General features: G+C 47.8%; 27 protein-coding genes and 1 riboswitch. Of the genes, 16 read left to right on the top strand and 11 right to left on the bottom strand.

All coding sequences use genetic code 11. The features are described 5' to 3' along the window. Positions 1 to 110: 110 nt before the first annotated feature. From FPE01S_RS07675 to FPE01S_RS07665, 3 genes are all read left to right on the top strand, one after another. Positions 111 to 524 (top strand): VOC family protein, encoded by a 414-nt coding sequence (locus tag FPE01S_RS07675; protein WP_046368769.1) that lies wholly within the window; start codon positions 111 to 113, stop codon positions 522 to 524. Between the two features lie 161 nt (positions 525 to 685). Then, positions 686 to 1342 carry an HD domain-containing protein gene (locus tag FPE01S_RS07670; RefSeq protein ID WP_052955586.1) on the top strand — a complete coding sequence of 219 codons (657 nt, stop codon included), beginning with the start codon at positions 686 to 688 and terminating at the stop codon, positions 1340 to 1342. A gap of 32 nt (positions 1343 to 1374) precedes the next feature. After that, on the top strand, positions 1375 to 2055 hold the full coding sequence (locus tag FPE01S_RS07665) for an HPP family protein (protein WP_083990162.1): 681 nt from the start codon (positions 1375 to 1377) through the stop codon (positions 2053 to 2055). Positions 2056 to 2065: 10 nt separating this feature from the next. Here FPE01S_RS07665 and FPE01S_RS07660 read toward each other — a convergent pair whose 3' ends face one another. Further along, positions 2066 to 3025, bottom strand: a complete 960-nt coding sequence (locus FPE01S_RS07660) for a c-type cytochrome (protein WP_046368167.1) — start codon at positions 3023 to 3025, stop codon at positions 2066 to 2068. Between the two features lie 127 nt (positions 3026 to 3152). On the opposite strand from FPE01S_RS07660, the gene FPE01S_RS07655 reads away from it, so the two are divergent. From FPE01S_RS07655 to FPE01S_RS07640, 4 genes are all read left to right on the top strand, one after another. Continuing rightward, complete coding sequence (locus tag FPE01S_RS07655; protein ID WP_046368166.1) at positions 3153 to 4133, top strand: ion channel; 981 nt, start codon at positions 3153 to 3155, stop codon at positions 4131 to 4133. A 215-nt stretch (positions 4134 to 4348) separates the two neighbouring features. Then, positions 4349 to 5434 (top strand): AAA family ATPase, encoded by a 1086-nt coding sequence (locus tag FPE01S_RS07650; protein WP_046368165.1) that lies wholly within the window; start codon positions 4349 to 4351, stop codon positions 5432 to 5434. Between the two features lie 9 nt (positions 5435 to 5443). Next, complete coding sequence (locus tag FPE01S_RS07645) at positions 5444 to 6589, top strand: RtcB family protein (RefSeq protein ID WP_052955585.1); 1146 nt, start codon at positions 5444 to 5446, stop codon at positions 6587 to 6589. Positions 6590 to 6750: 161 nt separating this feature from the next. After that, a complete protein-coding gene (locus FPE01S_RS07640; RefSeq protein WP_046368164.1) occupies positions 6751 to 7275 on the top strand; it encodes a DinB family protein in 525 nt (174 codons plus the stop codon). Here FPE01S_RS07640 and FPE01S_RS07635 read toward each other — a convergent pair. Continuing rightward, positions 7272 to 7739, bottom strand: a complete 468-nt coding sequence (locus tag FPE01S_RS07635) for an META domain-containing protein (protein ID WP_052955584.1) — start codon at positions 7737 to 7739, stop codon at positions 7272 to 7274. The two genes, FPE01S_RS07640 and FPE01S_RS07635, sit on opposite strands and share 4 nt — an antisense overlap. Positions 7740 to 7855: 116 nt before the next feature. Between FPE01S_RS07635 and FPE01S_RS07630 the strand changes: the two genes are divergently transcribed. The 3 genes from FPE01S_RS07630 to FPE01S_RS07620 all read left to right on the top strand — a co-directional run bounded on the left by FPE01S_RS07630 (position 7856) and on the right by FPE01S_RS07620 (position 9503). Then, positions 7856 to 8293, top strand: a complete 438-nt coding sequence (locus FPE01S_RS07630) for a DUF6526 family protein (RefSeq protein ID WP_046368163.1) — start codon at positions 7856 to 7858, stop codon at positions 8291 to 8293. 2 nt (positions 8294 to 8295) lie between these two features. After that, the gene (locus FPE01S_RS07625; protein WP_046368162.1) at positions 8296 to 9189 is read left to right on the top strand and encodes an aldo/keto reductase; all 894 of its coding nucleotides are present in this window, start codon (positions 8296 to 8298) and stop codon (positions 9187 to 9189) included. 110 nt (positions 9190 to 9299) lie between these two features. Then, entirely contained in the window at positions 9300 to 9503 is a 204-nt protein-coding gene (locus tag FPE01S_RS07620) for a hypothetical protein (RefSeq protein ID WP_046368161.1), read from the top strand. Positions 9504 to 9515: 12 nt separating this feature from the next. Here FPE01S_RS07620 and FPE01S_RS07615 read toward each other — a convergent pair whose 3' ends face one another. After that, positions 9516 to 9899, bottom strand: a complete 384-nt coding sequence (locus FPE01S_RS07615; protein ID WP_046368160.1) for an SRPBCC domain-containing protein — start codon at positions 9897 to 9899, stop codon at positions 9516 to 9518. A gap of 29 nt (positions 9900 to 9928) precedes the next feature. On the opposite strand from FPE01S_RS07615, the gene FPE01S_RS07610 reads away from it, so the two are divergent. Next, on the top strand, positions 9929 to 10975 hold the full coding sequence (locus tag FPE01S_RS07610) for an acyl-CoA dehydrogenase family protein (protein WP_046368159.1): 1047 nt from the start codon (positions 9929 to 9931) through the stop codon (positions 10973 to 10975). Here the strand turns inward: FPE01S_RS07610 and FPE01S_RS07605 are convergent. The 3 genes from FPE01S_RS07605 to FPE01S_RS07595 all read right to left on the bottom strand — a co-directional run bounded on the left by FPE01S_RS07605 (position 10969) and on the right by FPE01S_RS07595 (position 12443). Further along, positions 10969 to 11448: a hypothetical protein gene (locus FPE01S_RS07605; RefSeq protein ID WP_046368158.1), complete on the bottom strand. Its 480-nt coding sequence runs from the start codon at positions 11446 to 11448 to the stop codon at positions 10969 to 10971. The two genes, FPE01S_RS07610 and FPE01S_RS07605, sit on opposite strands and share 7 nt — an antisense overlap. Positions 11449 to 11479: 31 nt before the next feature. Next, positions 11480 to 11980: a cupin domain-containing protein gene (locus FPE01S_RS24700; protein ID WP_052955583.1), complete on the bottom strand. Its 501-nt coding sequence runs from the start codon at positions 11978 to 11980 to the stop codon at positions 11480 to 11482. A gap of 157 nt (positions 11981 to 12137) precedes the next feature. Next, positions 12138 to 12443: a carboxypeptidase-like regulatory domain-containing protein gene (locus tag FPE01S_RS07595; protein ID WP_169749138.1), complete on the bottom strand. Its 306-nt coding sequence runs from the start codon at positions 12441 to 12443 to the stop codon at positions 12138 to 12140. 230 nt (positions 12444 to 12673) lie between these two features. Here FPE01S_RS07595 and FPE01S_RS07590 point away from each other — a divergent pair, with 230 nt between their 5' ends. Then, the gene (locus FPE01S_RS07590; RefSeq protein ID WP_046368763.1) at positions 12674 to 13375 is read left to right on the top strand and encodes a dioxygenase family protein; all 702 of its coding nucleotides are present in this window, start codon (positions 12674 to 12676) and stop codon (positions 13373 to 13375) included. Then, a complete protein-coding gene (locus FPE01S_RS07585) occupies positions 13375 to 14094 on the top strand; it encodes a hypothetical protein (protein WP_046368156.1) in 720 nt (239 codons plus the stop codon). The genes FPE01S_RS07590 and FPE01S_RS07585 overlap by 1 nt, the downstream gene beginning before the upstream one ends. Before the next feature lie 72 nt (positions 14095 to 14166). Here FPE01S_RS07585 and FPE01S_RS07580 read toward each other — a convergent pair whose 3' ends face one another. From FPE01S_RS07580 to FPE01S_RS07570, 3 genes are all read right to left on the bottom strand, one after another. Continuing rightward, positions 14167 to 16572 (bottom strand): ribonucleoside-diphosphate reductase subunit alpha, encoded by a 2406-nt coding sequence (locus FPE01S_RS07580; RefSeq protein ID WP_046368155.1) that lies wholly within the window; start codon positions 16570 to 16572, stop codon positions 14167 to 14169. 259 nt (positions 16573 to 16831) lie between these two features. Continuing rightward, the gene (locus FPE01S_RS07575) at positions 16832 to 17803 is read right to left on the bottom strand and encodes a ribonucleoside-diphosphate reductase small subunit (protein WP_046368154.1); all 972 of its coding nucleotides are present in this window, start codon (positions 17801 to 17803) and stop codon (positions 16832 to 16834) included. A gap of 108 nt (positions 17804 to 17911) precedes the next feature. Continuing rightward, positions 17912 to 18042, bottom strand: a riboswitch (cobalamin riboswitch). 78 nt (positions 18043 to 18120) lie between these two features. Continuing rightward, complete coding sequence (locus FPE01S_RS07570; RefSeq protein WP_046368153.1) at positions 18121 to 18447, bottom strand: DUF6686 family protein; 327 nt, start codon at positions 18445 to 18447, stop codon at positions 18121 to 18123. Positions 18448 to 18686: 239 nt separating this feature from the next. Here FPE01S_RS07570 and FPE01S_RS07565 point away from each other — a divergent pair, with 239 nt between their 5' ends. From FPE01S_RS07565 to FPE01S_RS07555, 3 genes are read left to right on the top strand one after another with little or no spacing between them, the layout of a single operon-like run. After that, positions 18687 to 19961: a DUF5690 family protein gene (locus FPE01S_RS07565; RefSeq protein ID WP_046368152.1), complete on the top strand. Its 1275-nt coding sequence runs from the start codon at positions 18687 to 18689 to the stop codon at positions 19959 to 19961. Beyond that, the gene (locus FPE01S_RS07560) at positions 19951 to 21108 is read left to right on the top strand and encodes a TIGR03364 family FAD-dependent oxidoreductase (protein WP_046368151.1); all 1158 of its coding nucleotides are present in this window, start codon (positions 19951 to 19953) and stop codon (positions 21106 to 21108) included. Before FPE01S_RS07565 ends, FPE01S_RS07560 begins: the two co-directional genes overlap by 11 nt. Continuing rightward, positions 21108 to 21833: an HAD family hydrolase gene (locus tag FPE01S_RS07555; RefSeq protein ID WP_052955582.1), complete on the top strand. Its 726-nt coding sequence runs from the start codon at positions 21108 to 21110 to the stop codon at positions 21831 to 21833. The genes FPE01S_RS07560 and FPE01S_RS07555 overlap by 1 nt, the downstream gene beginning before the upstream one ends. An 85-nt stretch (positions 21834 to 21918) precedes the next feature. Here the strand turns inward: FPE01S_RS07555 and FPE01S_RS07550 are convergent, their stop codons facing one another. Then, the gene (locus FPE01S_RS07550) at positions 21919 to 22503 is read right to left on the bottom strand and encodes an HD domain-containing protein (protein ID WP_046368150.1); all 585 of its coding nucleotides are present in this window, start codon (positions 22501 to 22503) and stop codon (positions 21919 to 21921) included. Positions 22504 to 22511: 8 nt separating this feature from the next. Further along, positions 22512 to 24074: a SusD/RagB family nutrient-binding outer membrane lipoprotein gene (locus FPE01S_RS07545; RefSeq protein ID WP_046368149.1), complete on the bottom strand. Its 1563-nt coding sequence runs from the start codon at positions 24072 to 24074 to the stop codon at positions 22512 to 22514. Positions 24075 to 24089 lie beyond the last annotated feature (15 nt).

Genomic DNA, 24089 nt, shown 5'->3' with positions numbered 1-24089 from the left:
CAACGGGGTTTACACAAACCATACCATACCAGGAACGCCCTTATTTTGTCGCGAACGCACCAGTTAAGGTTCATGGTCGTCAAAGAACTTTAATGAACAAATTATTCTATATGAGCACACATATTTCCGCTTACATCAATTTTAACGGTAAATGCCGGGAAGCCATGACTTTTTACCAACAATCGCTCGGCGGTACACTTGAATTTCAGACTGTTGCCGAATCCCCGGTTGCCGGCCAGATGCCTCCTTCAATGAAAGATCAGATCGTTCACAGCACCCTGACCAGTGGTGACTTAAAGATTATGGCATCTGACCTGACCAGGGGGCCCTTTGCTACCGGAAACAATATCACTTTGGCTGTACATTGCAGCAGTGAAGAGGAGATCCGGCGATTTTTCAATAACCTGAGCCAGGGTGGAGAAATAGCTGATCAGCTTCAGGTGATGTTCTGGGGTGACTTGTTTGGATCTTTGGTAGACAAGTTCGGTATTCCCTGGCTGTTCAATCTTCCATTGAAAAAGTAAATGGTGTAATTTCCGGTCCTGAGAATTGCCGGATGGAAGCATTACCATTCATAACATCAAACCCCAATATCATCCAAAATCAGCACCTGCGGGGCATATTCCTGTTCAATTTTGGGAGAAGTGACTACAGTATCATGATAACCTACAATTGACGCAACAGCATGCCAAAACCAATATCCGGCCTGGAAAGTGCCTTCAGAACAGTCATTCAAACTGCGACAGCTTCCACAGACAATCCCGAACCGGGGCTGGCTACCCAGCTCTGGAATGAGGTTCAGGCTGCCTATAGCCGTCCCGCAAGAACCTACCACAACCTGCAGCACCTGGAGGACCTGTTTGGTGAGCTGCTGGCAGTCAAGGAACAAATTCAGGACTGGGATATGCTGGTACTCGCTACTGTGTACCATGATTTTGTTTACAATCCGCTGAAAAAGGATAACGAAGAAAAAAGCGCCAAGGTCGCTGTGGACAAACTGAACCTGCTTCACTGGCCAAAAGACAGGGCGATGGCGTGTTACGATTGCATACTCGCAACCAGATCGCACCAGCCGGGAAACAGCAGTGATATTAATTATTTCACTGACGCAGACCTGTCTATTCTGGGGCAGCCCTCGCCGGTATTTGCAGCCTATGCAGCCAATATCCGCCGGGAATACAAATTTTTCCCCGATCTCGCTTACGGGCCCGGCCGGAGGAGGGTACTGTCCCATTTCCTTCACATGGAGCGGATCTACAAAACCCCCCATTTCTTTGACCGGTATGAAAAGGCAGCCCGTGAAAACCTGCAGCAGGAAATGTTACAGCTCTCGCGGATCTGACCGTACCTTCGCTGCCTGGTAAGAAAACCGAAATGAAAAAACGGATCAAAAGAAGCCTGCGCATTTCCAGGTATATCCTGTATAAGGAGACGCTGGTGGATTTCCGGGAGCATGCCTGGTCATTTCTGGGGTCTTTTGTTGGGATCGGCCTGATCGCTTTTCTTCAGAGCCGGTCACTCACACAGCCGGATAATCTCTTTCTGATTGGTTCTTTCGGTGCTTCCAGCGTTCTGGTTTACGGTGCTATCCAGAGCCCGCTGGCACAGCCTAGAAATCTTATCCTCGGGCATGTTGTGTCCGCTGTTATCGGGGTTACTTTTCATAAGCTGTTGCCAGATATCATATGGCTCGCTGCCCCGCTGGCAGTCGCCTGGTCGATCGTAGCCATGCAGGTGACCAAGTCACTGCATCCTCCCGGTGGAGCGACAGCGCTGATCGCGGTGATCGGATCGGAAAAAGTGAAGGCCCTCGGTTACGCTTATGTGCTTTCACCCGTACTCTCCGGGGCCCTGATTCTCTATATCGTGGCGATGGTTTTCAACAACCTTACTCCCAACCGGCATTATCCTACGGATAAACGGTTCACCCGTTATCTGCGCAGAAAATGGCGGTTGATCCGGAAATCAACGGCCAACAGGATCTTTCCGGTTGCCGCCCAAACACAGAAAGTAGTATCCGGCAATAACGACTCTCACACTTCGGCCAGCCGGTAATCACACCCGCTTACTCTTTTTTGCGCAAAGAAGAATTGACTGTTCTATCGACAGGCGTTAGCGTTTTCAGATACCGGTAAATCGCCGTCAGGTCGCCGTCTGTCATGTTGCTGAATGGTCCCCACGGCATATGAGACTGCGGGATGCGGGCGCCCTCCCGGATTCTCGCCTTGAAAGTCTCCAGTGTCCAGTCCTGGATTACACTACCGCTTCCTGAAGTAAGATTCGGCGTGGTGATCAGGAAGGTTCCGGAATCTGTGGGTGTATCCATTTCGAATCCGCCGGCAAAAGGTTCACCGACAAATGCGCCGGTCATCAGATCACGATTGGTATGGCAGCCACGGCAGTTGGCAACACTGTTCGCCAGGTATTTGCCATAGGCTGCAGTACTGTCAGGTGTGACGGAAACAGGGATAGGTTCAGTAGGGCCAACCGGTTTCAGCAGAAATGCATTTACAAGCTTTCCCGGAACTGAAAACTTATTGTCCGGAACAATATTGGCAACAGGTTTCTGGGCGCGGAGATAAGAAAGAATAGCCACCATGTCTGAATCGCTCATGTGTTGAAAAGGCATGATGCCCAATAATGCTTCTCCCTTGAATCCTACACCATGGCGCAATGCCCTTGTTATGGCACCATCTGATACATTACCAATACCGGTCGGATCAGGGGTGAGGTTTTTGGCATAAATATCTCCCAGCGGAATTTTGAATGCAAAGCCGCCGGAAAGCGGTACTTCTTTTCCGGCAAGCACGTCTGGAAATGACGCGGGGGAAGCATGACAGTGTCCACAATGGGCAGGACCCATCACCAATTTCCGGCCTTTTTCAATAACGGCGGAATCTTTAATTGCATGGAGCTCGGGATAAGGGGCTTCAAAAACGCGGTGCTGGCGCATCGCTACGGCGATAACAATAGAAAGAAGCAGGATGCCCAGGATCAGGGCAGCCCAGCGCAGGACTTTTTTCATGTTGAGGGGTTATTAACTACAATGTCCAAATAAAAATCTGCACTGTCAACCCCCGGCAGTGATGAAGAGTGCGGCAGGAGCATCATTTCCGGTATTGAGAACCAATGCTGCATCGCTAATTTTGATTATGGCACTCAAACAAACCAACCGCAAAGCCAGGCAGAACCTGGAAACTGGCCTGGGTACGAATACCGCGCTCAATGGTGGCCGTTTTTTCCACAAAAATGGCCAACCCAATATGCATATCCGGGGCATGCGGCTGATGGAAAGACTTAACATCTACCATAGCCTGCTGACCATGCCCCAATGGAAGTTCCTGGTGGTGGTCGTTATCTTTTTTCTGTCGGTGAACCTTCTGTTTGCGGGCGTCTACATCTGGATCGGACTTGATCACCTGAGTGGAATGGTTGCCAACACCTGGAGTGAAAAATTCGGGGAAGCTTATTTTTTCAGTGCGCAGACTTTTACGACTGTGGGTTACGGCAGGATCAATCCTGTTGGCATTGCCGCGAGCTTTGTAGCCTCCCTGGAAGCCCTTACAGGTCTCATGAGTTTTGCGGTGGTGACAGGTCTCATGTATGGGCGATTTGCACGGCCGAGAGCGTTTATCCGTTTTAGTGAGAAGGCATTGTTCGCCCCTTTCCAGGGCGGACTAGCCATCATGTTCCGCATGGTACCTTTTACCAGAAACTACCTGGTTAATGTTGAAGTGAGAACAACGCTGGCGATTCAGGAACTGGAAGACGGCGTTGCCAAAAACCGGTTTTATTCCCTTCCCCTGCAATTGTCGCGCGCCAACACACTTACTGCCAACTGGACACTTGTGCACGTCATCAATGAAGAAAGTCCGCTGTATGGTTTAACCCATCAGGATCTTCTGGCATCCAAAGCGGAAATGCTCGTGTTTGTTGAAGGATTTGATGAAAGTTTTTCCAACACCGTGATCTCGAAGACATCGTATAATGCTGAAGATTTTGTTTACGGAGCAAAGTTCAGGGCAATGTATCATCCGAATGAAACCCAGACTGCAACGGTCCTTGAACTCGATCTTCTCAATGCCTATGATGAATTGCCGCTACCTGATAACTGCAGTTACCAAAAAGCGTAACAAAAAATTTTCTGGCTTCTTCTTGCATAGATGAAATATTTTTTAAACCTTTGCGCATCAAAATTTGTCAGCTATGTCCCGCATTCCATTCAATTACAAAAGTCACCTCGCGACGCGGGCAACCTATTTCTAACCGATAACATTAAGGATTCAAGATAGTAAAGGCCCCGCAGCGATTGCGGGGTTTTTTATTGCTCATTTTTCATTCAATCACCATGAACATAATTCAACGGTGGCTGCGCAACTTATTGACTGTTGCACAGCCGGCCAATCTATTCACAGACTATTACGTGGATGGCAGAAAGCTTTTCTACAGCAGGTTTGGCAGCATTCCGAACATGCATGTCATCACGCGCCTTGACGGAGAAAAAGTTTTGCGGTTTTTACTGGACAGGTGGCGCAATCACATTGTCAAAGTTTGCAGCAGGCAATATCACGACTGGGAAAAACAACAGCTATCAGCTGGTGATACCATACTTGTGTTCCGGCAGGAACTAGTAATAGACGTTGATTCAGATCGCGTTTTTATCTACTCCGCTGAATCGTCAGAAGCTTTGGTAACGGAAATGTACAAATGCATCCTGCAATACCCTGAAAGTGAAGTGTCAGGTGAATACAGGATCAACATTATCGTTAACGGGAACCATGGACTGGATCTAAGGTCTTTGCCCATTGAACCGACTGAACTTGACATCGATTTGTATTACAATGATGATTTCAAACCTGTTGATAAAACTGTCAAGGCCTGTCTCAGCGAACCGAAAGGCAAGGGCATCGTGTTACTGCACGGTCTTCCGGGCACCGGTAAAACTACTTACCTGCGCCATCTGATCGGAAGCCTCAGCAAGAAAGTATTATTCCTTTCCCCAACTATGGCAGGTGACCTTGCGCGGCCCGAACTGATGGAGTTATTACTTGATCATCCGGATTCAGTACTGGTAATAGAAGATGCGGAGAATATCCTGATGGACAGAAAAATCACTTACAGCAATACAGTCAGTAACCTGTTAAATATCAGCGACGGACTGCTTAATGATTGCCTTAACATTCAGCTCGTCTGCACCTTCAACAATTCCATCCAGTTGCTGGATCAGGCCTTTCTACGGAAAGGCCGGCTCATTGCGCAATATGCGTTTGGCAAACTTGAAACAACAAAGGCACAGCGACTGAGTGATCACCTGGGATTACACCAAAGGATCACTGCGCCGCTCACCCTTGCTGAGATCACAAATCCGGGTACAACAACAACAACACAACGGATGGAGGTGATCGGATTCAGAAGGGAAGTATCGAACAATTAAACAAAAAAAATGAAACTGAATATTTTTGGACAACAACATATTGAATCTGTTGCGTTGCACCAGATGCACCAGGCCATGAAGCTTCCGGTCAGCACGGCCGGTGCATTAATGCCGGATGCACATGCGGGGTATGGATTGCCAATTGGCGGTGTTCTTGCTGTGGAAGATGCAGTCATCCCCTTTGCTGTGGGTGTTGACATCGGATGTCGCATGCATCTTAGTCTTTTTGATATAACTCCACGAAAACTGGATAAAAGAAGCTACTTTTTCACCAATGCTCTCCTGGAAAGCACCTGTTTCGGCAGTGGTAATCAATTTGAAAAAGCAAGCAATCATGCAATAATGGAAGACCCGCTTTTCCGGGAAGTGAAATGGATTGGAGAACTTCAAAAAAAAGCATGGAAGCAGCTTGGAAGTTCGGGAAGTGGCAACCACTTTGTAGAGTGGGGCAAAGTTACCCTGCAGCACCATCCCAATCATCCTGATTTACCGGCGGGGGAATTTATCGGCCTGTTGTCACATTCCGGCTCCCGCGCACTCGGAGCCAATATTGCCAATTACTTCACCCGCCTGGCCGCAAGGAAAAGAAAGCTCAACCAGGACCTGTGTTCCCTGAGCTGGCTCTGGCTTCATGAACAGGAAGGCGCTGAATACTGGGCAGCAATGCAGCTGGCAGGAAGGTATGCGACCGCCTGCCATGAGGTGATCCATGAAAAACTTGCCCGGGAATTGGGACAGCGGCCGGTAGCCACTGTAAGCAACCACCACAATTTTGCCTGGAAGGAAACGATCGACGGCATCACCAGTGTAGTGCATAGAAAAGGGGCCACTCCTGCAGGAAAAGGAGTGGCGGGTATTATTCCCGGATCGATGACGACGCCCGGTTTTATTGTTAGCGGTAGGGGCAATTCGAGTTCATTGCAATCTGCTTCACATGGTGCAGGACGAAAAATGAGCCGATCGAAAGCGCGTGCTGCGATCTCCGCAAAAGAATTGAACCAGGCTTTGCAAAAAGCGAAAGTCACCTTGCTGGGTGGCGGTACTGACGAAGCGCCTCATGCCTATAAAGACATCCATAAAGTAATGTTACAACAACAGGAACTTGTGGAGGTCATCGGTACTTTTCAGCCTGTGATCGTCCGTATGGACAAATAAGCAGAACATTCGGGGGACGTTCCCGGTTTTCCGGTAGTCGTTCCCCGTTTTCTGCCTAAAGGTCAGACATGTAACCCCCTGATTTTATTTTTCCTTTATCCTGCTGACATAAGGCTGTCATTACCCCTTCGTTACTTTGTCAGAACAAAAAACTTATCGTTATGATCACGCCACAAGAATTTCTGATTGAACTTGAAATGGAGGCAGCAACCACCAGAAAAATGCTGGAAAAAATTCCCGATGACAAGTTTGGCTGGAAGCCTCACAAAAAAAGTATGGACATAAAAACGTTGTCAACGCACCTTGCTGATCTCGCCGGTTGGCCGGACCTTATTTTGCGGACAGAGCAGCTCGATTTCGAGAATATGGGAGACTACGAATACCCTGATCTGAACAACAGGGCAGAAGTGCTTGCCTATTTTGAAAAACAACTTGCAGTAAGTAAAGCTGCCCTCGCCAAAGCTTCGGTGGCGGATCTTGTTCCCAACTGGACTCTCCGTAGCGGTGAAACGATCTATGATGTTTCTCCCAAAGGAAAAGTAGTCCGAATGGCTTTCAGTCAGACTGTTCATCACCGGGCTCAATTGGGTGTCTTTCTTCGCCTGCTTGATATACCCATACCGGGTAGCTATGGGCCAAGTGCAGACGAAATGGAGATGGAAGCAAAGGCAGCTACAGCTGGCTAAGGCAATTTTCTTGCTTCAAACCGGGCAAGTGATGCCATCCTTGCCCGGTTCAGTACCAACTGATTATCTTTCAACAAATAGCTGTCACAGGTTTTGAGAATGTCTACAAGACTATTCTCCGTTTCTGTTTGCGGGCAGGCCATCAGTGTACCCACCACATTCGTGATAATAATGCTGTCTTTCCCTTTTAATTCATAATTTCCACCGATATCATTGCATCCCGCAAACCCCTCCATTCGCCCATCAGGTCTAAACCGGATAAAAACCTCTTTTCGGTTGGCAGCAGCCGCACCAACCGATCTGCCCATCAGTTCTGTGAGCCGCCAGTAGGTACCGGTCACCAGTATTTTTGTTGTATCCTTTTGCCGGAAGATTATAGTCGGTTCAACTCCGGGGCGCTGTGTACCGGCTGCGATAGCAACCGCTAGTGGAAGCAGCAGTAAATAGAGAAGATGCTGTTTCATAATTCAAATCTTTATTCTTGCTAGCGGGTTCAATGCAAAAAAAAAGCCTGCATGGGCAGCGGCCTTAAAAATAGAAGTACTTGCAATACACTAATTTTAAAATCAAATTTTTTTTCATGAAAAGACAGGATGCCAGCAACCATATCCGATACTATCCGCCACACCATTTTGTTTTTTATCCGGTTATATTGGCGGGTACCATATTTTCTTTTTTTGAAAGCAGCCGGCACCCAGAACAGCAAATGGAATGGTTAATACTGGGAATATTGTTTATTGTCATCGGGTGGCTTTCTTACATGACTCGTCAGCATTATGCCCTTACACTGCAGGACAGGCTGGTGCGAAATGAAATGCGCCTTCGTTATTATATTTTGACAGGAAAAGACTTTTCACCCGTGGAACATCAACTTTCTATGCGGCAGCTGGCCGCCCTCAGGTTCGCGGGAGACGAAGAATTTCCAGACCTGACAGACCGGGCCATTAAAGAAAAACTGTCTGCAGGCAGCATAAAACAAAGCATCCGGAACTGGAAACCCGATTACCTGCGTGTTTAACCATGGAATACCGGCAACTGGGCAATTCAAGCCTTCATATCAGTCGTATCGGCTTTGGTGCAATGTCACTGGACGCAAATCCTGACAACGTCGCTTACCTGATCCATCAAGCAATTGCGGGTGGAATTAACTTCTTTGATACCGCAGATATCTATCAGCACGGCATCAATGAAACCAATCTCGGAAAGGCGCTCGCTGAAAAAAGAAAAGAAGTCGTAATTGCCTCCAAAGTTGGAAATGTCTGGAAACCGGACGGTAGCGGACTCGACTGGCATCCTGAAAAATCACATATACTCAGGTCGATTGATGATAGTCTCCGAAGGCTTAAAACCGACTACATCGATCTCTACCAACTTCATGGCGGAACGATCCAGGATGATATTGACGAGACCATCGGTACATTTGAGGACCTTGTAAAAAGTGGTAAGATCAGGTACTACGGCATATCCTCTATCAGACCGAATGTAATCAGGGAATTTATCCGGCGTTCGAACATCATCAGTGTTATGATGCAATACAGCATGCTCGATCTCCGCCCAGAGGAACATTGCCTTCGGGACTTGCATCAGGCAGGGATCGGAGTGTTGGCCAGAGGAACGGTTGCAGGCGGTTTACTAGGTGGAAAACCTCCGAGGCCTTACCTTGACCACAATGTGGAAACTGTTGCCACTGTTGTGGATGCAATGCATCGGGCAACTGACAAAATTTCACTGGGATCAATGGCAATCCGTTTTGTTCTCGAAAATTCTGCCATCACAAGTGCCATTGTCGGCGTGAGAACGACCACGCAACTTCGGGAAGCATTAAATGCTGATGAAATTATTTTGTCTAAGGAAATCTACGGTCAACTGCGAAAATCATTGAACCCCAATTTCTACGCATTGCATCGCGATTGAGGATTTTTTTGGTCTTGCGAATCGCGGTTGCAACGCGGATCGTGTTTAACAAATGAATATTAGTATGTGGCCTGGAATTTGGACTTATAATTGAACAAGCTGTAAGTCAAATGGCAAATTTATCCACAGAAAAAAAAACAATGGTGCACCACATTTCCCGAAAAAAGAGAAGTGGTGCCGTGAGCAAGGGGATACCGGCAAAACCGACAGCGCCATCCCTTACGAAAATTGTTCCTATTAATCCTTTCGCGAGCTGGAACATGCCCAAACATGAATCGGGCTATATCAAGCATAAGGACAACACCTGCCTGTAACAGGCTTATTATTCATTCAGTATAGAAATCCAGGAGGCTAGCGACATAAACTTCCCGCCAGCCTTCTATTATTTCTTCATATTCTTCATCCGGTATATTGGATTGCCGGATTTCAAGGGAAGTACCCTGTTTATGAGGATGTAATTTCAGGACAACGATAGACGACTCCGGCTGATCGTCGCCGAAATACCATTCCTGCTCTATTTTTTTCCCTTTTTCAAATGCAATGTTGCGACCTACAATCGAATCCTCCCAGAGACTGAATTCAGAATCCGGTTCTTCTGACATAACAGCTTTTTCGCCTGTCCATAACTGAATAGTGGCCGGATTGGTCAATGCTGCGTACAATTCTTCCGGCGTAGCGGGTATGATAAAGTATTCTTTGTAGTCTTTCATGACACAAAAATAAAAATACCTTTGCATGTATGCCCGTGCATCCTTCCGCCTATCTTTCTCCTGATACTGTGGATTCCCTGCGCAGCCACGCCGCCGAAGCGGAACGGCTGGGCCAGCTGCACCCCGAACAATTGGAAATTATTTACCGCAAGAACTGGTTCCGGCTTTTTGTGCCAAAGATTTACGGCGGTCTGGACGCCAATCTGCCCGAGGGTCTGCGGCTTCAGGAAGTACTTGCCTGGGTGGATGGCAGTATCGGGTGGACGGTTACGTTATGCAGCGGTGCCGGGTGGTTCAGTGGATTTCTCGAAGATGCTGTGTGCCGGCAATGGTGGGCTGATCCCAGGGCTTGTATCGGCGGCAGCGGCATGCCTTCCGGGGTTGCCACGCCGGTTAAAAACGGATGGCAGCTCACAGGATACTGGCCCTATGCCAGCGGCGCCTTGCAGGCCACCGTCTTTACGTTCAACGCCAGGGTGGAAAACAATGGGATCGCGGTAAAAAATGAAAAAGGGGAAGAGCAATTGCTAACCGCCTGGGTGCCCAGGAACCAGGTTAATCTTCTTCCCACCTGGAATGCCATAGGTATGGTGGCTACTGCCAGCCATTCCTTTGCCCTTGAAAACGTATTTGTACCTGCAGAGCAATGCTTTACGATCGATCCGGCTTACGCCATAGAACCTGCGGCCGTATACAGATATCCATTTCTCCAGCTGGCTGAAACTACCATCGCAGTCAATCTTTCGGGAATGTGCCTTCGGTTCCTTGATCTCGCCGACCCCAGAAAAGACGGTGCAGATCGTAAAATGGAAGCGCTTCAGCAAATTCAGGAATGGCGAACGGCGTTGTACGCCCTGGTTGAAAAAACCTGGCATATCCTCGAAACCGGCCATGAAATTCCCCCAGACCTTCTCCGGGCAACCAGTTACGCCGCGCGAAAACTGGCAAATGGCTCGCGTGGACTGGTCAATGACCTGTTCCCTTTTTGCGGAATGGAAGCGGCAAACCGCTTCAGCGAAATCAATCGTGTATGGCGAAACGTCAATACCGCTGCCTTACACAGCATTCTTCATTGATCGGACAGCTTTTTAAGCGCACGTGAATAGTCGTATTGCAGGTCTTCATGCATCCCCTCAATGATCTTCCTGACCTTTTTGAGCTGCGCTTTATACAGATTATCGAGTGCCGTGCTTTTCTGGAATGGGATACCTGATTGTTTCAGACACCTGCACCAGGCCATTAGCAAATCAACCTCGGCGGTCTTCTCCCCGATATAACGGATATGTTTGTTGGCTTCCCGCAGTAATCGACGCAAGCTCTTTTTTGCGAGATACAAAGTGGACTGATTGATTTCTCCGAACGCCTGTTCCATTTCTGTGATCAGCGTGTTGACATAGGATTGCTGATCTCCCGACTCGAAAAGCATATAGGTGACCAGTTCCTTGTTCTCCTTTTTGAATTTAACAAGACGAAGGCAAAGAGCGCTGACTTGTGCCGATGAGAGTTCTTCCAATCCTGTCTTGATTTCCTGAACAGTTGCCGCTTTCATGTTGGCAAATCTGTAGCACTTTATGGAGATATCAGCATTTCTTTTTCAACCAGATCATTGGATAGACCAGTATATATAGGAGCCAGAGCATTACGGGATGAGGTTTAGAAAGACGGAATACATGGGCATATTTCCTGGCAAGTGCAATTTTGTCTATCAATCCCGGCTTTCCTAAATTATAAGCCTGTTCGAAAAACTCTGCCGTCTCCAGCGCAGGTTGCACTTTCCAGTTCACTACAACTGCCTCCGCGCCTGCATTCCACATGGAATGCGGCGTCCTGGAAGGTATCGCGAAATACTGTCCTTTTCCATATTCGCGGACATTGTCTCCCATTCTCACCGTCAATTTGCCTGTTAGAATCCGGAATTCTTCGGATTGAAGCGGATGATAATGTAACGGAGGCTCAGGACTGTTTCCCATTAGGGTCATCTCCATTTCCAGCATGGATCCGTTGGTTTCGGCAGCCGTACGCAAAAACACCAATTGCTGACCACTATAGCTATTCGTGAGTTTTTTCCCTTTGTATACCATACCACAAAATTCCGGGTTTATCCGACCAGCACAAGGTCAGGAGGTTGAAATGCCGGATTGTCCGCATGAGTTGTAATAAAAAGGGCCGGCAGTAGACACCACCGACCGTTTTTGAATAAACCAAACTTGCTTAAGATATGCTGCTTGAAAAGAAACACTATTGGGATTGCAGGGCGATCACATAGTCCGCCTTTGACGGATCGAGGGCCAGGTCCTGTGATTTATAACCTTGCAGGGTAAATGTCAAAACCTTGTCTTCCGGTTTGAGCTCGAGGGTAAAAGTGCCGTCAATCATGGTTCCGGTCTGATTTGATGTGCCTTTAACGACGACGCTGACACCTTCCAGCGGAAAGGACTCACTGAATGAAACAACCTTTCCGTTTACTTTACGGGTGTCAGGCGCAAATCCGGTCAGCGACAGCAAAAGCGCAGAAAATATTGTCAGGGAGGTGAGCTTTCTCATGTGGAGCATTTTAAAGTCTATCGTTTCACTAGACTAAAGTAGTTACATTTCCTTTCCCGCCCAAATAATTTTCCATCTTTCCCGGATTCCCGCTTATTGATCCTTGTTAAAAATGCCAAACGGTGATGGTATGTCGCATTGATCACCCCGCTTATTGCATCATCACCCGTTCCTTTTTATTATTTACCAGTTTTGTTGAGAAACCTGATTGTCTAAACAAAAATCAACCCATGGAAAGAAAGCTTTTCCTGAAGAACGGCCTTGCAGCACTCGGAATATTACTGGTAGCCCCCCTTGCCCACTCTTGTTCCAAAGAAGATATGGAAACTGCGGCTGAGGGAGAGCAGGGCGATTGCGCGGTAGCCCCAACAGAAACAGAAGGCCCTTTCCCCACGCATTCCCCTGCAACTTATTCCAGGAGCGACATACGGGAAGACCGTGAAGGGTACCAGCTGGATGTTACCATTACGGTTGGCAAAGTCAGCAACGGCTGCGCAGCACTGGCTGGTGCCTTTGTAGATATCTGGCACTGTGATGCCAAAGGGAACTACTCTGAATACGGGGGATCCGGAATGCAGTCAAGCGACTATACCAGTTTACATTTCCTGCGTGGCAGGCAGGTAACTGATGCCGATGGAAAGGTGACTTTTACCACCATTTTTCCGGGATGGTACAATGGTCGTGCGACACATATTCATGTACATATTTTTGACGCGTCTGGAAATTCTCTTAAGGTAACCCAGATCGCTTTCCCCGAAGGCAGTGGTACAGCCCTGTCTAAAGTAAATGGATATGCGAAAGGTATGAATGGCTACACTTATAATGCCAATGACAATATTTTCGGTGACGACAGCAGCGGTATAGAAATTGCAACTGTAACCGGAGAAACCTCCAGCGGTTTCAATTTATCTTTTCAACTGAATATACCCTGATGGCACTAGAGGTCTCCGGCAAAATATTTTTACACGATCAGCATGGACTAACGCAATCGGCAACTCACCGGCAACTTAAGGTATTTAATGGCGGTTCCTTTCAGGTGTCGTTCCGCAAACCATTTGGTCCGCTCACGCGGCTGGATGAGGAAACACTTGCCGGACAAACGATCCGGCATTTCGACGTCACTGCGGGAACTGCCACCTTGCTGTTGCCGGTAGCCGGTCCATTGATTTGGCGGGTAGGGAGTGAAGGAATTTCACAACTACTGATCAGCGGCAACCTTCTGTTTCTGCAGCATTCCGAAGATTCTGTTTTGGAAATCAAAAATCCATACAGCGAGGTGGAAACGCTGATCAATTTTATTCATATCAGCTTTCAAATCAACCTAAAACCGGAAATGCCTTCACTGGAATCATCCATTATTCCCTTCGTGTTGGAAGCAGGTAAACCGATGACACTAATCCAGCTGGCTGATACAGGCTGCCGTTTTGGGATTGGAAAACTGGCCGGCAAACAGTCGGAGGATTACTTTATGACCAACCGGGAGCATGCTGTAATGATCTATTCCCTGCAGGGGGCCTTTGATATTGAAGGCCGCCTGCTGCACCCTTCAGATGCCCTGATGCTCTGGGATCTGCCTTCCGCCGACATAGAAGCGTTAAGCAACAATGCGATCTGTTTTACTTTGGAATTTCCCTATAAACATGACACATAACGACGTCTCACCAATGACACAAAAAAGCCACTCTTTTCGGGAGTGGCTTTGAATTTTCAATAGCTATATCGTTTAGGAACCACAGCTGATGCAACCATCCTGCATGGTGCATACAGGTCCCTGGTAATCCGCATCGGTACCGGCTTCTGCAGCAGTACCCGCAGCTGAAGTATTCGCACTGGTAATGGTTCCGGTGGTGGCTGTGATAGTTTCCGCAGCCTGCTTTTCCACCGTGAACTGTACAGCCTGGGTGGCAGCCTGCGTACGCAGATAGTACATTCCGGTCTTAAGCCCTTTCTTCCAGCCATAGAAATGCATGGAAGTAAGTTTTGCCGCTGTAGGGCTGCTTACGAAAAGGTTCAGAGACTGAGACTGGCAAATATATGCGCCACGGTCAGCTGCCATATCTATGATGGTCCTTTGTTTGATTTCCCAAACAGTCTTATACAATTCGCGGACGTCCTCAGGAATTGACGTTATATGCTGGATGCTGCCATTAGCTGCAATGATCCTGTTCTTCATGTCGTTGTTCCAGAGGCCAAGTGCAACCAGGTCTTTGAGCAGATGCTTATTCACAATCACATATTCACCGCTCAGTACGCGGCGGGTATAGATGTTCGAAGTGTATGGCTCAAAACATTCGTTGTTGCCAAGGATTTGTGAAGTTGAGGCAGTTGGCATAGGCGCTACCAGCAGGGAGTTGCGGGTGCCATGCTCCATTACTTCTTTCCGCAGGCTGTCCCAGTCGTGACGACCGGAAGGCTGCACATTCCAAAGATCGAACTGGAAGAGCCCCATTGAAAGTGGTGAACCGGCGAATGTCTCATAATGACCGTCTTTCTTTGCCAGATCACAGCTTGCCGTCATGGCTGCAAAATAGATCGTTTCAAAAATATTCTGGTTCAGCAATGATGCAAGTTCACTTTCAAAAGGCAGGCGCATCAGGATAAAGGTATCAGCGAGTCCCTGAACGCCAAGGCCGATAGGACGGTGACGCATGTTGGAACGCTTCGCCTCTTCAACAGGATAATAGTTGATATCGATCACCTTGTTCAGGTTCAAAGTTACCTGGTAGGTAACGTCATACAACTGCTGGAAATCAAACTGACCATCCCTTACAAAACGGGGAAGTGCAAGCGAAGCAAGGTTGCAGACTGCCACCTCATCCGGTGAAGTATATTCGATGATCTCCGTGCAAAGATTGGAACTCTTGATGGTGCCCAGGTTCTGCTGATTGCTTTTGCTGTTGGCCGCATCTTTATACAGGAGGTAAGGAGTGCCTGTTTCGATCTGTGCATCAAGGATAGCAAACCACAGATCCTGTGCCTTGATCGTTTTGCGTCCCCTGCCTTCCTGCTCATACTGCTCATACAGGTTTTCAAAGGCTGCGCCGAAACAATCTGCAAGGCCCGGTGCTTCATTAGGGCAGAATAAAGTCCATTCTTCATTGGCTTCAACACGCTTCATGAACAGGTCAGGGATCCACATGGCGTAGAAAAGATCTCTTGCCCTTAGCTCTTCCTTACCATGGTTCTTACGGAGGTCCAGGAAGGCGAATACATCAGCATGCCATGGTTCCAGGTATACAGCAAATGCGCCCTTACGTTTTCCGCCCCCCTGATCAACATAACGCGCTGTGTCGTTGAATACCCGCAGCATGGGAATAATACCATTGCTGGTACCATTGGTGCCGCCGATATAGCTTCCTGTTGCGCGGATATTATGAATAGAAAGACCGATTCCACCGGCGCTCTGGGATATCTTGGCAGTTTGTTTCAGTGTATCATAGATCCCATCAATGCTGTCTTCCTTCATTGTCAGCAAAAAGCAGGAGCTAAGCTGTGGTTTGGGAGTGCCGGCATTGAACAATGTTGGCGTTGCATGCGTGAACCAGCGTTCACTCATCAGGTTATACGTCTTGATCGCCTGCTCCAGATCATCTTTGTGTATGCCGATCGCAACCCGCATATACATATGTTGCGGACGCTCTACCACAACACCATCAATTTTCAGCAGGTAGGAACGCTCAAGCGTTTTAAAACCAAAATAGTCGAAACCGAAGTCACGGTCATAAATAATGGTGCTGTCCAGCAATTCAGCATTGGCCTCAATCACTTCCATAACCTCATCTGCCAAAAGGGGCATCAGCTTACCGGTGATGGAGTCGGTATATTGGTGCAGTTTCCGCATGGTATGCGAAAATGACTTCTCCGTATTTTTATGCAGGTTGCTCACTGCGATACGTGATGCCAGCAAAGCATAATCAGGATGCGTTGTTGTCAGCGCAGCAGCTGTTTCCGCCGCCAGGTTATCCAGTTCGGTGGTTGTTACACCGTCATAGATTCCCTCGATAGTTTTCTTTGCTATTTCCAGAACATCAACCAGTGGGCTGAGGCCGTAAGATAGTTTCTGAATCCTTGCAGTGATCTTGTCGAATTTAACGGACTCTTTCCGGCCGTTTCTTTTGATTACAAACATGCTGGATGGATTTTATTGTTTATGTAGTTAGTAGTTTAATTTTAAATCGTCAGTGCCGCAGCACGGTGTTTTGCCGGATAGTGGATGGTGCCTGTTAACATAGGCACTGGAAAAGGATACCGGATAGCTGAAATAGGAGGTGGATCGTCTGACCGGACCGCAGCTCACACTGTTTCCGGTTTAATCAATTGCCCATAAGGCCACTCATGATACATCTGTTCACCGCTGAATTGCGGCGAAACACAGGATAATCCTGTAATCAGAAATCTTCGTCCAGGGAGAAATTCTGCTGCGCGCTGCCAGCCATTACACCCGCCTTCTGGTAATCTCCCACACGCTTTTCGAAGAAATTCGTTTTGCCCTGCAGGGAGATCATCTCCATGAAATCAAACGGGTTGGTTGCATTGAACATCTTCTCATACCCGAGTTCACTCAGCCAACGATCTGCAACGAACTCAATGTATTGTTGCATGAGCTTGGCGTTCATGCCGATCAGGTCTACCGGTAAGGCTTCTGAAATGAACTCCTTCTCAATGGTCACTGCATCGCCGATGATCGCATAAACAGCTTCCTGGGTAAGCTTCTGAGAAAGCATGGAATACAACAGGCAGGCGAATTCACAGTGCAGGCCTTCATCACGGCTGATCAGTTCATTACTGAAAGTAAGTCCGGGCATAAGTCCCCGCTTTTTCAACCAGAATATGGAACAGAAGCTGCCACTGAAGAAAATGCCTTCCACCGCCGCAAACGCGACCAGTCTTTCCGCAAAATTGCCATTCTCGATCCACCGCAATGCCCACTCTGCCTTTCTCTTCACAGCAGGAACAGTATCAATGGCATGGAAAAGCTTGTCTTTCTGCACCGGATCCTTTACATATGTATCGATCAGCAATGCATAGGTCTCAGAGTGGATATTCTCCATCATGATCTGAAAGCCATAAAAGCAACGGGCTTCCGGAAGCTGTACTTCGCTCATGAAGTTAACCGCCAGGTTCTCATTGACGATACCGTCGCTGGCGGCAAAAAATGCCAGTACATGCGAAATGAAGTGCCGCTCTCCGTCGTTCAGGTTCGCCCAGTCGCCAAGATCAGCAGAAAGGTCGATTTCCTCTGCCGTCCAGAAGCTGGCTTCATGCTTTTTATACATCTCCCAAACACGGGGATAGTTAATTGGAAGGATTACAAAGCGATCCTTGTTCTCACGGAGCAACAACTCGTTTTCTGTCTGCATAACTGGTAAAATTGACTGGTCAGCGAACGGTACAACAGAAGACGATTCCTTGCCGTATCAGGAGCTAATACAGCGTCATCTTTTGCATGTACCTTATTCGGGAAGGTTCCAAACAAATATGTTTCGGCAGGTATCTGGCTTCCGCTAGGCGGATCACAGTTGCCCGTCAGCCCACGAATTACACGTGGTTCCCTTTTAAGCAATACCGGAAGTATTGCACCTTCACATATTATTTAAGACCTGGAACGAAAGTATTGGGAATTGAAAAAGTATCCCTTTTTACATTTCCACAGGTGTGGATAGATAATCCCCCCTGGTTATTGGAACAATCGAAGTATTGACCGGCTCTGCATTTCAGTGTCTGCCAGGTCGATCATCCGGTTCAATTTCCTCAATTCCGCCAGGCTGAACATCAATCTTAACCCCTCACAGGGCGATGGTAGTAGAATATTTTTTAATAAGATATCCTCATTTACCGGCTGTCCGGCTTCAATTTCCCTCAACCACCCGGCAAAAGAGGGAAAATCGATCTCCTGCAGGGTCAATACGACGTTGCCAAACGCTATCTGCAGATGGCTGCAGTCTCTACAACGCAATACGTAACCCAGGTCGGCATCATGAAACAATGGTTCAAACGCACACATTTGCGGCAGTATTTACAGATTTATACCGTTGTTATCCCCTCAGGATGCTGATGCAGGTTAATTACCTGATCCTAAAGGTTTATGTTATTACAAACTTATTCGTGGATGGGTCCCCGTAGTTTACGAGAAGCGTAAATCGACTTTCGAAATATGGAAAATGCGGCTTATTGATTTGATAACACAGGGTTCACGCTGAAGTTACAGGCCAAAGGCAGATTTGCTACCCCGTTATGGCGTACATGCCCAACACTTCCGATATATCAGCAGGCGGCACCAGCAGGTCTGTCGTCTGGCTTGCGGCAGTTGCGTGCTTCAGCACCTACTTCTGTATGTATGGTTTCCGCAAAGCAATCAGTGCCGGCACATGGGATCACCTCCAGGCTTTCGGAATCTCGTTTAAATCAGCGTTGGTAATTGCCCAGGTGCTTGGCTATATGACATCCAAGTTCTTAGGAATACGCTTCATTGCAAATTTGAATCCCAACAGGCGGGCAATGAATATTCTTTTGTTGATCCTGTCTGCACACCTTTGCCTCTTGCTCATGGCGCTAGTACCACTACCCTGGAATACCCTGTTCCTCTTTGGCAATGGCTTATGCCTGGGACTCATCTGGGGGCTCGTGTTCAGTTATATTGAAGGACGGCGGTACACTGATATGGTGGCATTGGTGCTCAGCATCAATTTCATCTTCAGCTCCGGCGCTGTTAAATCAGTTGGATTACTTGCCATGAAAAATCTCGGCATCTCCGAAATGATGATGCCTTTTGTGACGGGCTGTTTTTTTCTGCCGTTACTATTTATTTCTGTGTACTTGCTGTCCCGTATCCCGGCTGCCACTCCTGAAGAGATACAGCAGCGTGGCGAACGACCGGCCCTGGACGGCAGGAATCGAATGGCAATTTTGCAAACCTTTCTTCCCGGTCTGTTTGCTGTGATCGTAATGAATTTGCTTTTAACCATTCTGCGGGATGTAAAAGACAATTTTGCGGTGGAGATCGTCCGGCAGGTCCGCCCGGATGCTTCTGCGCTGCTCTTCACCAGGATGGAAACCGTTGCTGCCATCGCGGTCTTCTTTGCGCTACTCACGCTCGCGGGGATCGGCAATCACTTCAAAAGCCTGCAAAGGCAACACCTCGCCATTGCCCTGGGATTCCTTACTATCCTTCTCGTTGCATTCTTCCTGCATGAGCGTATCGGCGATCCGATCGCCTTGATGATTACTTACACGGTCGGATTATACATCAGCTACAATTGCATTCAGTGCCTTTTCCTTGAACGATTTATTGCCGCATACAAGGTCAAGGGCAACATCGGTTTCTTCTTTTACCTGATGGACTCAATCGGCTATCTCGGCAGCTGTATACTTATTCTTTATAAAGAATTGTTCAATCCACAACTAAACTGGTTCCCATATTTCGTCGGCCTCAGCCTGATATTTGGCGGGGTAGGGTTAATTTCGGTATTGGGAAGCTGGCGTTATTTTTCACACAAAAAACTGCATCATGCGCTCTGAACATTTCGATTGCATTATCGTAGGTGCGGGTGCATTGGGCGCCTTCCATGCTTATCACGCCTGCAGGAAAGGGTTGAATGTGCTGTTGCTGGAAAAGGACGAAAAGCCTATGGAAGCAACTGTCCGCAATTTTGGACAAGTAGTGCCTTCAGGCATGGGCGTGGGAAAATGGCAGGACTACGGCCGCCGTAGCCTGGAAATATATAAGGACATCCAGTCGAAATTTGATATTTCTGTGCGCCATAACGGAACAATATACCTTGCATCCGACAGTACAGAAATGACCCTGCTGGAAGAATTGTCGGCGATCAACAGAATACAGCGATATTCTTCCCAGTTGCTTGACAAGGAAACCTGCCTTGAAAAATATCCGGGACTTCGGGCGTCCTATTGTGTGGGCGGGCTTTTCTTTCCGGATGAGATAACGGTGGAACCACATAAGATGATCCACCGGCTGATCGCCTGTATGCAGGAACAAATGGCTTTGAAATACAAACCGTTGACGCTGGTCAGGTCCGTACAGAACAAAGGAGATCACTGTAGTGTAGAAACCGGCACCGGCAATGTTTATACTGCCGGTAACGTAATCATCTGCAATGGCCGTGATTTCAGTGCGCTATTTCCCGAGCGTTTTTATAACAGTGATATAGAAGTCTCCAAGCTGCAAATGATGTGTACCGCGCCGATGCCGGAAATCAGCCTGAAAGGATCCATTCTCAGCGGTCTGAGCATCCGCCGCTACGAAAGTTTCCGGGAATGCCCCTCTTTCAAAAAACTCGACGCTGCCGCGATCACTGAACCCTGTGGCAAATGGGGTATTCACATCCTGTTCAAACAGACGCTGGACGGAAGCATTATCATTGGCGATTCCCATGAATACGCCGATGCCGCGCATGCCGGTCAGCTTGGGTACGACAATAAACAGGTGATCAATGATATTATCCTGGAAGAAGCACAACGGATCTTCCGCCTGCCGCATTGGAACATTACCCGGCAATGGAATGGCTATTATGCCCAGAGAAAAAGTCATGACTTGTTTATGGAGGAAATAGAAAAGGAGATCTGGGTGGTGACCGCCATTGGCGGAAAAGGCATGACCGCCAGCGCAGGATTGGCAGAAGCAAACATCCATAAAATATTTGACTGATGAAACCAATGCAGGAACTGAAACTGGTGGTCTGCGACATGGCAGGAACCACTGTAACCGACAACCATGAGGTGGAAATGTGCTTTTCGATCAGCGCCCGAAAAAGCGGACTTGACATAACCGACGATGAGATCCTTTCGGTACAGGGTTGGTCAAAGCGACATGTATTTGAAACCTTCTGGGAACGGCAAATCGGTGGACGAACAGATGAATGGAATCACCAGGTTGATGCATCCTATGCTTTGTTTCGTAACATCCTCGAAGAGCATTACCTGCACCACCCCATCACGCCAACCGAAGGCTGCCTTGATCTGTTCAGCTTCCTCCATGAAAAAGGTGTTACCATCGCGCTGACAACCGGATTTTACAGGAAAGTCGTTGATATCATCCTGGGGAAACTCGGCTGGATGCGGGATGGCATTGTTGATATTTCCATCGCAAGCGATGAAGTGGCCAAAGGAAGACCTGAACCGGACATGATCCGTAAAGCAATGGACATTGCCGGTATCAAAGACCGTAAGGCAGTGATCAATATTGGTGACACCCCGTCGGATATACAGTCAGGTAAAAATGCCGGTGTCTTATATTCCTGCTGTGTAACCAATGGTACCCATTCAGCGGAACAACTTGACCCGTTTTCAGCAGATCTGACCTTCGGCTCCATGGCAGCATTCCGCCAATATCTCGAAAAACACCTCAGGGAATCCACACCAATTGTATTATAGTCAACAGCAACCGTCCACAAAAACAGAACGGGCTTTCAAATGAAAGCCCGTTTTTGTATTGTCGGTTGAATCTTATCCTGCCTGACTAAGCTTCCGCCCTGTTTTTCAGGTACTGATACAATTTCTGTTCCAGCAGCTTAAGTTGATCAACAGGCTGATGCTGCTCCTTGGCCGCTTCGTCCCATCGGCGCATCCTGATATACCACTCGAACAGGTCATCCGCCTCAAACGTCGCAGCTTCGGCAGCTGTCATTACACCACCCTGCAGGGTGAGTGTTTGTTTGCTGGCTTCGGATAACTGATTGTAATAAAGCGGATCAGCAAAAGTCAGGTAGCGTTTGGCTGTAACATGTGACGCGATCAGTTTGCACATGCGTTCTCCTGCCCCGCGCCGCTGAAGCCAGTCCGCGCCCAGTTGCTCATGGTCGGTTACGCCATAGTGCTTCCCGTCAGTACCTGTCATCACTGTTTCCTCTGACGGCAGCAAGTGTCCGATATCATGCAGGAAGGCCGCAAGGACGATTTCGTCCTCACAGCCTTCTTCCATAGCCAGTATTGCCGCCTGGTACATGTGTTCCAGCTGCGATACCTTTTCACCGGCATATTCCTTTGCACCCTGCAATTCAAACAGGGTAAATATTTCCCGGGTTACAGCTTCTGGTGTTTGCATAGGATGTATTATTTGATCAGCCACATGCTTGCATTTATATCATCGCTTCCGCCATACTGGTCAGACACCGCTTTGGCGTTATTTTCGGTGTTATTGTCCCGCTCACTTACCGGATACTGAAAACGCTTGGGAATCACACCACTATTGCCAGTTCCGACACCGGTAGAAAATTCAGGAATTCCTGTCCGGCGCCAGTTGAAATAGGCCTCCCATCCGGACCCCTGGAAAAATGCCAGGTATTTCTGCATCAGGATCTGTTTCAATCCGACAGGTGAATTTCCTTTGTATTTAACAGTAGGCTGCTGATAGTAAACCCCTTCAAAATCAAAGGGAATGGAATAGTTCATGCCATCATAGTTCTTCGAGACTGTACCAGGAGCATCAACCGGCACGCCATAAAACCGGAGTGAAGCTTTGATTCCTTTCTTATAGTACTCTTCTGCGTCTCCGTTTATCCATCCCCGATTGATCGCTTCTGCAATGTTAAAGCATTGTTCCGCAAAACCAATAAGAATGCCCGGCTCAGCTGAATAAGAACTGTAGTAACGCCCGCGGCTGCGAACGGAATAGGCTGCGTTGTCAACATCAGACATCTTGCTTGACATATTGGCCAGGTCTTCACCACTGGGTGCACCTACATATGCTGTAATATCTGAAGGTGTTTTGTGATTGGTTCTCAACTGGTAAGTGGCTGGTTCTGCCGTTATATACGTCCGGGGGTCCTTTAACATTACCAGGTTGTCTAGGTAGGTGGCAGACATATTATACCGGGTTGCATCGAATCCCAGATTGTCCGGATTGGACGGATACTTGTTGAAGGAGCTATAGATATACTGCAGATCATCGTCGCTGCTTTCGAAAATCGGGTAGCCTGATTTGTCCGAAACGATATTCGCCAGTTGGGATTTCAGGTTCAGGTCGCCATCGTCAATTTTCTTGCTAAGGGCGATGATTACCCGAAGCCGGAAGGAGTTCACTGCCTTCTGCCACTGACGCAAATCATTATCATAATAAATGTCTCCATCCAGCGATTTATCTCCAGTGGTGAGCAATTGTGTCAGTTCATTATTGGCATCGTCCAGCCAAGTCAATATCTGTTGAAAAATGGACTTTTGTGTATCATATGCCGGATGCACGTTGTCTTTTCCTTTTAGCGCTTCCGTGAGCGGAAGATCGCCTACCAGACTTGTCATGCGATAGAAAAAGAAAGCGCGTTGGAATTTACCAATTGCAGCATAAGGATTTATCGCAGGTAATCCCCTTTTAGCAGCTTCCTCTTCCATTTTCTGTACATTCTCCAAAGTCAGGTAATTTAGTGATGCACCTGTCCAGTCATATCGCTGATCACCGTAATAGTTATAATTACAACAGTCAAACTGATTCCAGCGGCTGATCAGACTCCAGGGCTCGTCATTATTCATGTCGCTGGCAATGCCTCTGAATATCAGCGCGGAATTCACACTTTCCGCGCCATTCGGATTCTGTTCATATTCTTCCATTTTCTTGTTGCACCCACTGAAAACTGCCAGCACTGCAATGGTGATCGGAAGTATGGTGGTTATCCTTTTCATGTTGTTATACTTGAA

The organism is Flavihumibacter petaseus NBRC 106054, from assembly GCF_000974785.1.
Lineage (GTDB): Bacteria > Bacteroidota > Bacteroidia > Chitinophagales > Chitinophagaceae > Flavihumibacter > Flavihumibacter petaseus.
Note: the sequence above shows the minus strand (reverse complement) of the source record. Positions and strands in the feature narration are given on the sequence as shown.

Bases quoted from the DNA above. Each gene is read 5' to 3' on its own strand.
- FPE01S_RS07570 (WP_046368153.1), bottom strand. From the start codon at position 18,447: ATGTGTGCGTTTGAACCATTGTTTCATGATGCCGACCTGGGTTACGTA.
- FPE01S_RS07615 (WP_046368160.1), bottom strand. From the start codon at position 9,899: ATGAAAGACTACAAAGAATACTTTATCATACCCGCTACGCCGGAAGAA.
- FPE01S_RS07635 (WP_052955584.1), bottom strand. From the start codon at position 7,739: ATGAAACAGCATCTTCTCTATTTACTGCTGCTTCCACTAGCGGTTGCT.
- FPE01S_RS07555 (WP_052955582.1), top strand. From the start codon at position 21,108: ATGAAACCAATGCAGGAACTGAAACTGGTGGTCTGCGACATGGCAGGA.
- FPE01S_RS07645 (WP_052955585.1), top strand. From the start codon at position 5,444: ATGAAACTGAATATTTTTGGACAACAACATATTGAATCTGTTGCGTTG.
- FPE01S_RS07625 (WP_046368162.1), top strand. From the start codon at position 8,296: ATGGAATACCGGCAACTGGGCAATTCAAGCCTTCATATCAGTCGTATC.
- FPE01S_RS07640 (WP_046368164.1), top strand. From the start codon at position 6,751: ATGATCACGCCACAAGAATTTCTGATTGAACTTGAAATGGAGGCAGCA.
- FPE01S_RS07655 (WP_046368166.1), top strand. From the start codon at position 3,153: ATGGCACTCAAACAAACCAACCGCAAAGCCAGGCAGAACCTGGAAACT.
- FPE01S_RS07650 (WP_046368165.1), top strand. From the start codon at position 4,349: ATGAACATAATTCAACGGTGGCTGCGCAACTTATTGACTGTTGCACAG.
- FPE01S_RS07630 (WP_046368163.1), top strand. From the start codon at position 7,856: ATGAAAAGACAGGATGCCAGCAACCATATCCGATACTATCCGCCACAC.
- FPE01S_RS07595 (WP_169749138.1), bottom strand. From the start codon at position 12,443: ATGAGAAAGCTCACCTCCCTGACAATATTTTCTGCGCTTTTGCTGTCG.
- FPE01S_RS07605 (WP_046368158.1), bottom strand. From the start codon at position 11,448: ATGAAAGCGGCAACTGTTCAGGAAATCAAGACAGGATTGGAAGAACTC.
- FPE01S_RS07620 (WP_046368161.1), top strand. From the start codon at position 9,300: ATGGCAAATTTATCCACAGAAAAAAAAACAATGGTGCACCACATTTCC.
- FPE01S_RS07665 (WP_083990162.1), top strand. From the start codon at position 1,375: ATGAAAAAACGGATCAAAAGAAGCCTGCGCATTTCCAGGTATATCCTG.
- FPE01S_RS07675 (WP_046368769.1), top strand. From the start codon at position 111: ATGAGCACACATATTTCCGCTTACATCAATTTTAACGGTAAATGCCGG.
- FPE01S_RS07550 (WP_046368150.1), bottom strand. From the start codon at position 22,503: ATGCAAACACCAGAAGCTGTAACCCGGGAAATATTTACCCTGTTTGAA.
- FPE01S_RS07610 (WP_046368159.1), top strand. From the start codon at position 9,929: ATGCCCGTGCATCCTTCCGCCTATCTTTCTCCTGATACTGTGGATTCC.
- FPE01S_RS07580 (WP_046368155.1), bottom strand. From the start codon at position 16,572: ATGTTTGTAATCAAAAGAAACGGCCGGAAAGAGTCCGTTAAATTCGAC.
- FPE01S_RS07660 (WP_046368167.1), bottom strand. From the start codon at position 3,025: ATGAAAAAAGTCCTGCGCTGGGCTGCCCTGATCCTGGGCATCCTGCTT.
- FPE01S_RS07565 (WP_046368152.1), top strand. From the start codon at position 18,687: ATGCCCAACACTTCCGATATATCAGCAGGCGGCACCAGCAGGTCTGTC.
- FPE01S_RS07590 (WP_046368763.1), top strand. From the start codon at position 12,674: ATGGAAAGAAAGCTTTTCCTGAAGAACGGCCTTGCAGCACTCGGAATA.
- FPE01S_RS07670 (WP_052955586.1), top strand. From the start codon at position 686: ATGCCAAAACCAATATCCGGCCTGGAAAGTGCCTTCAGAACAGTCATT.
- FPE01S_RS07575 (WP_046368154.1), bottom strand. From the start codon at position 17,803: ATGCAGACAGAAAACGAGTTGTTGCTCCGTGAGAACAAGGATCGCTTT.
- FPE01S_RS07560 (WP_046368151.1), top strand. From the start codon at position 19,951: ATGCGCTCTGAACATTTCGATTGCATTATCGTAGGTGCGGGTGCATTG.
- FPE01S_RS24700 (WP_052955583.1), bottom strand. From the start codon at position 11,980: ATGGTATACAAAGGGAAAAAACTCACGAATAGCTATAGTGGTCAGCAA.
- FPE01S_RS07545 (WP_046368149.1), bottom strand. From the start codon at position 24,074: ATGAAAAGGATAACCACCATACTTCCGATCACCATTGCAGTGCTGGCA.
- FPE01S_RS07585 (WP_046368156.1), top strand. From the start codon at position 13,375: ATGGCACTAGAGGTCTCCGGCAAAATATTTTTACACGATCAGCATGGA.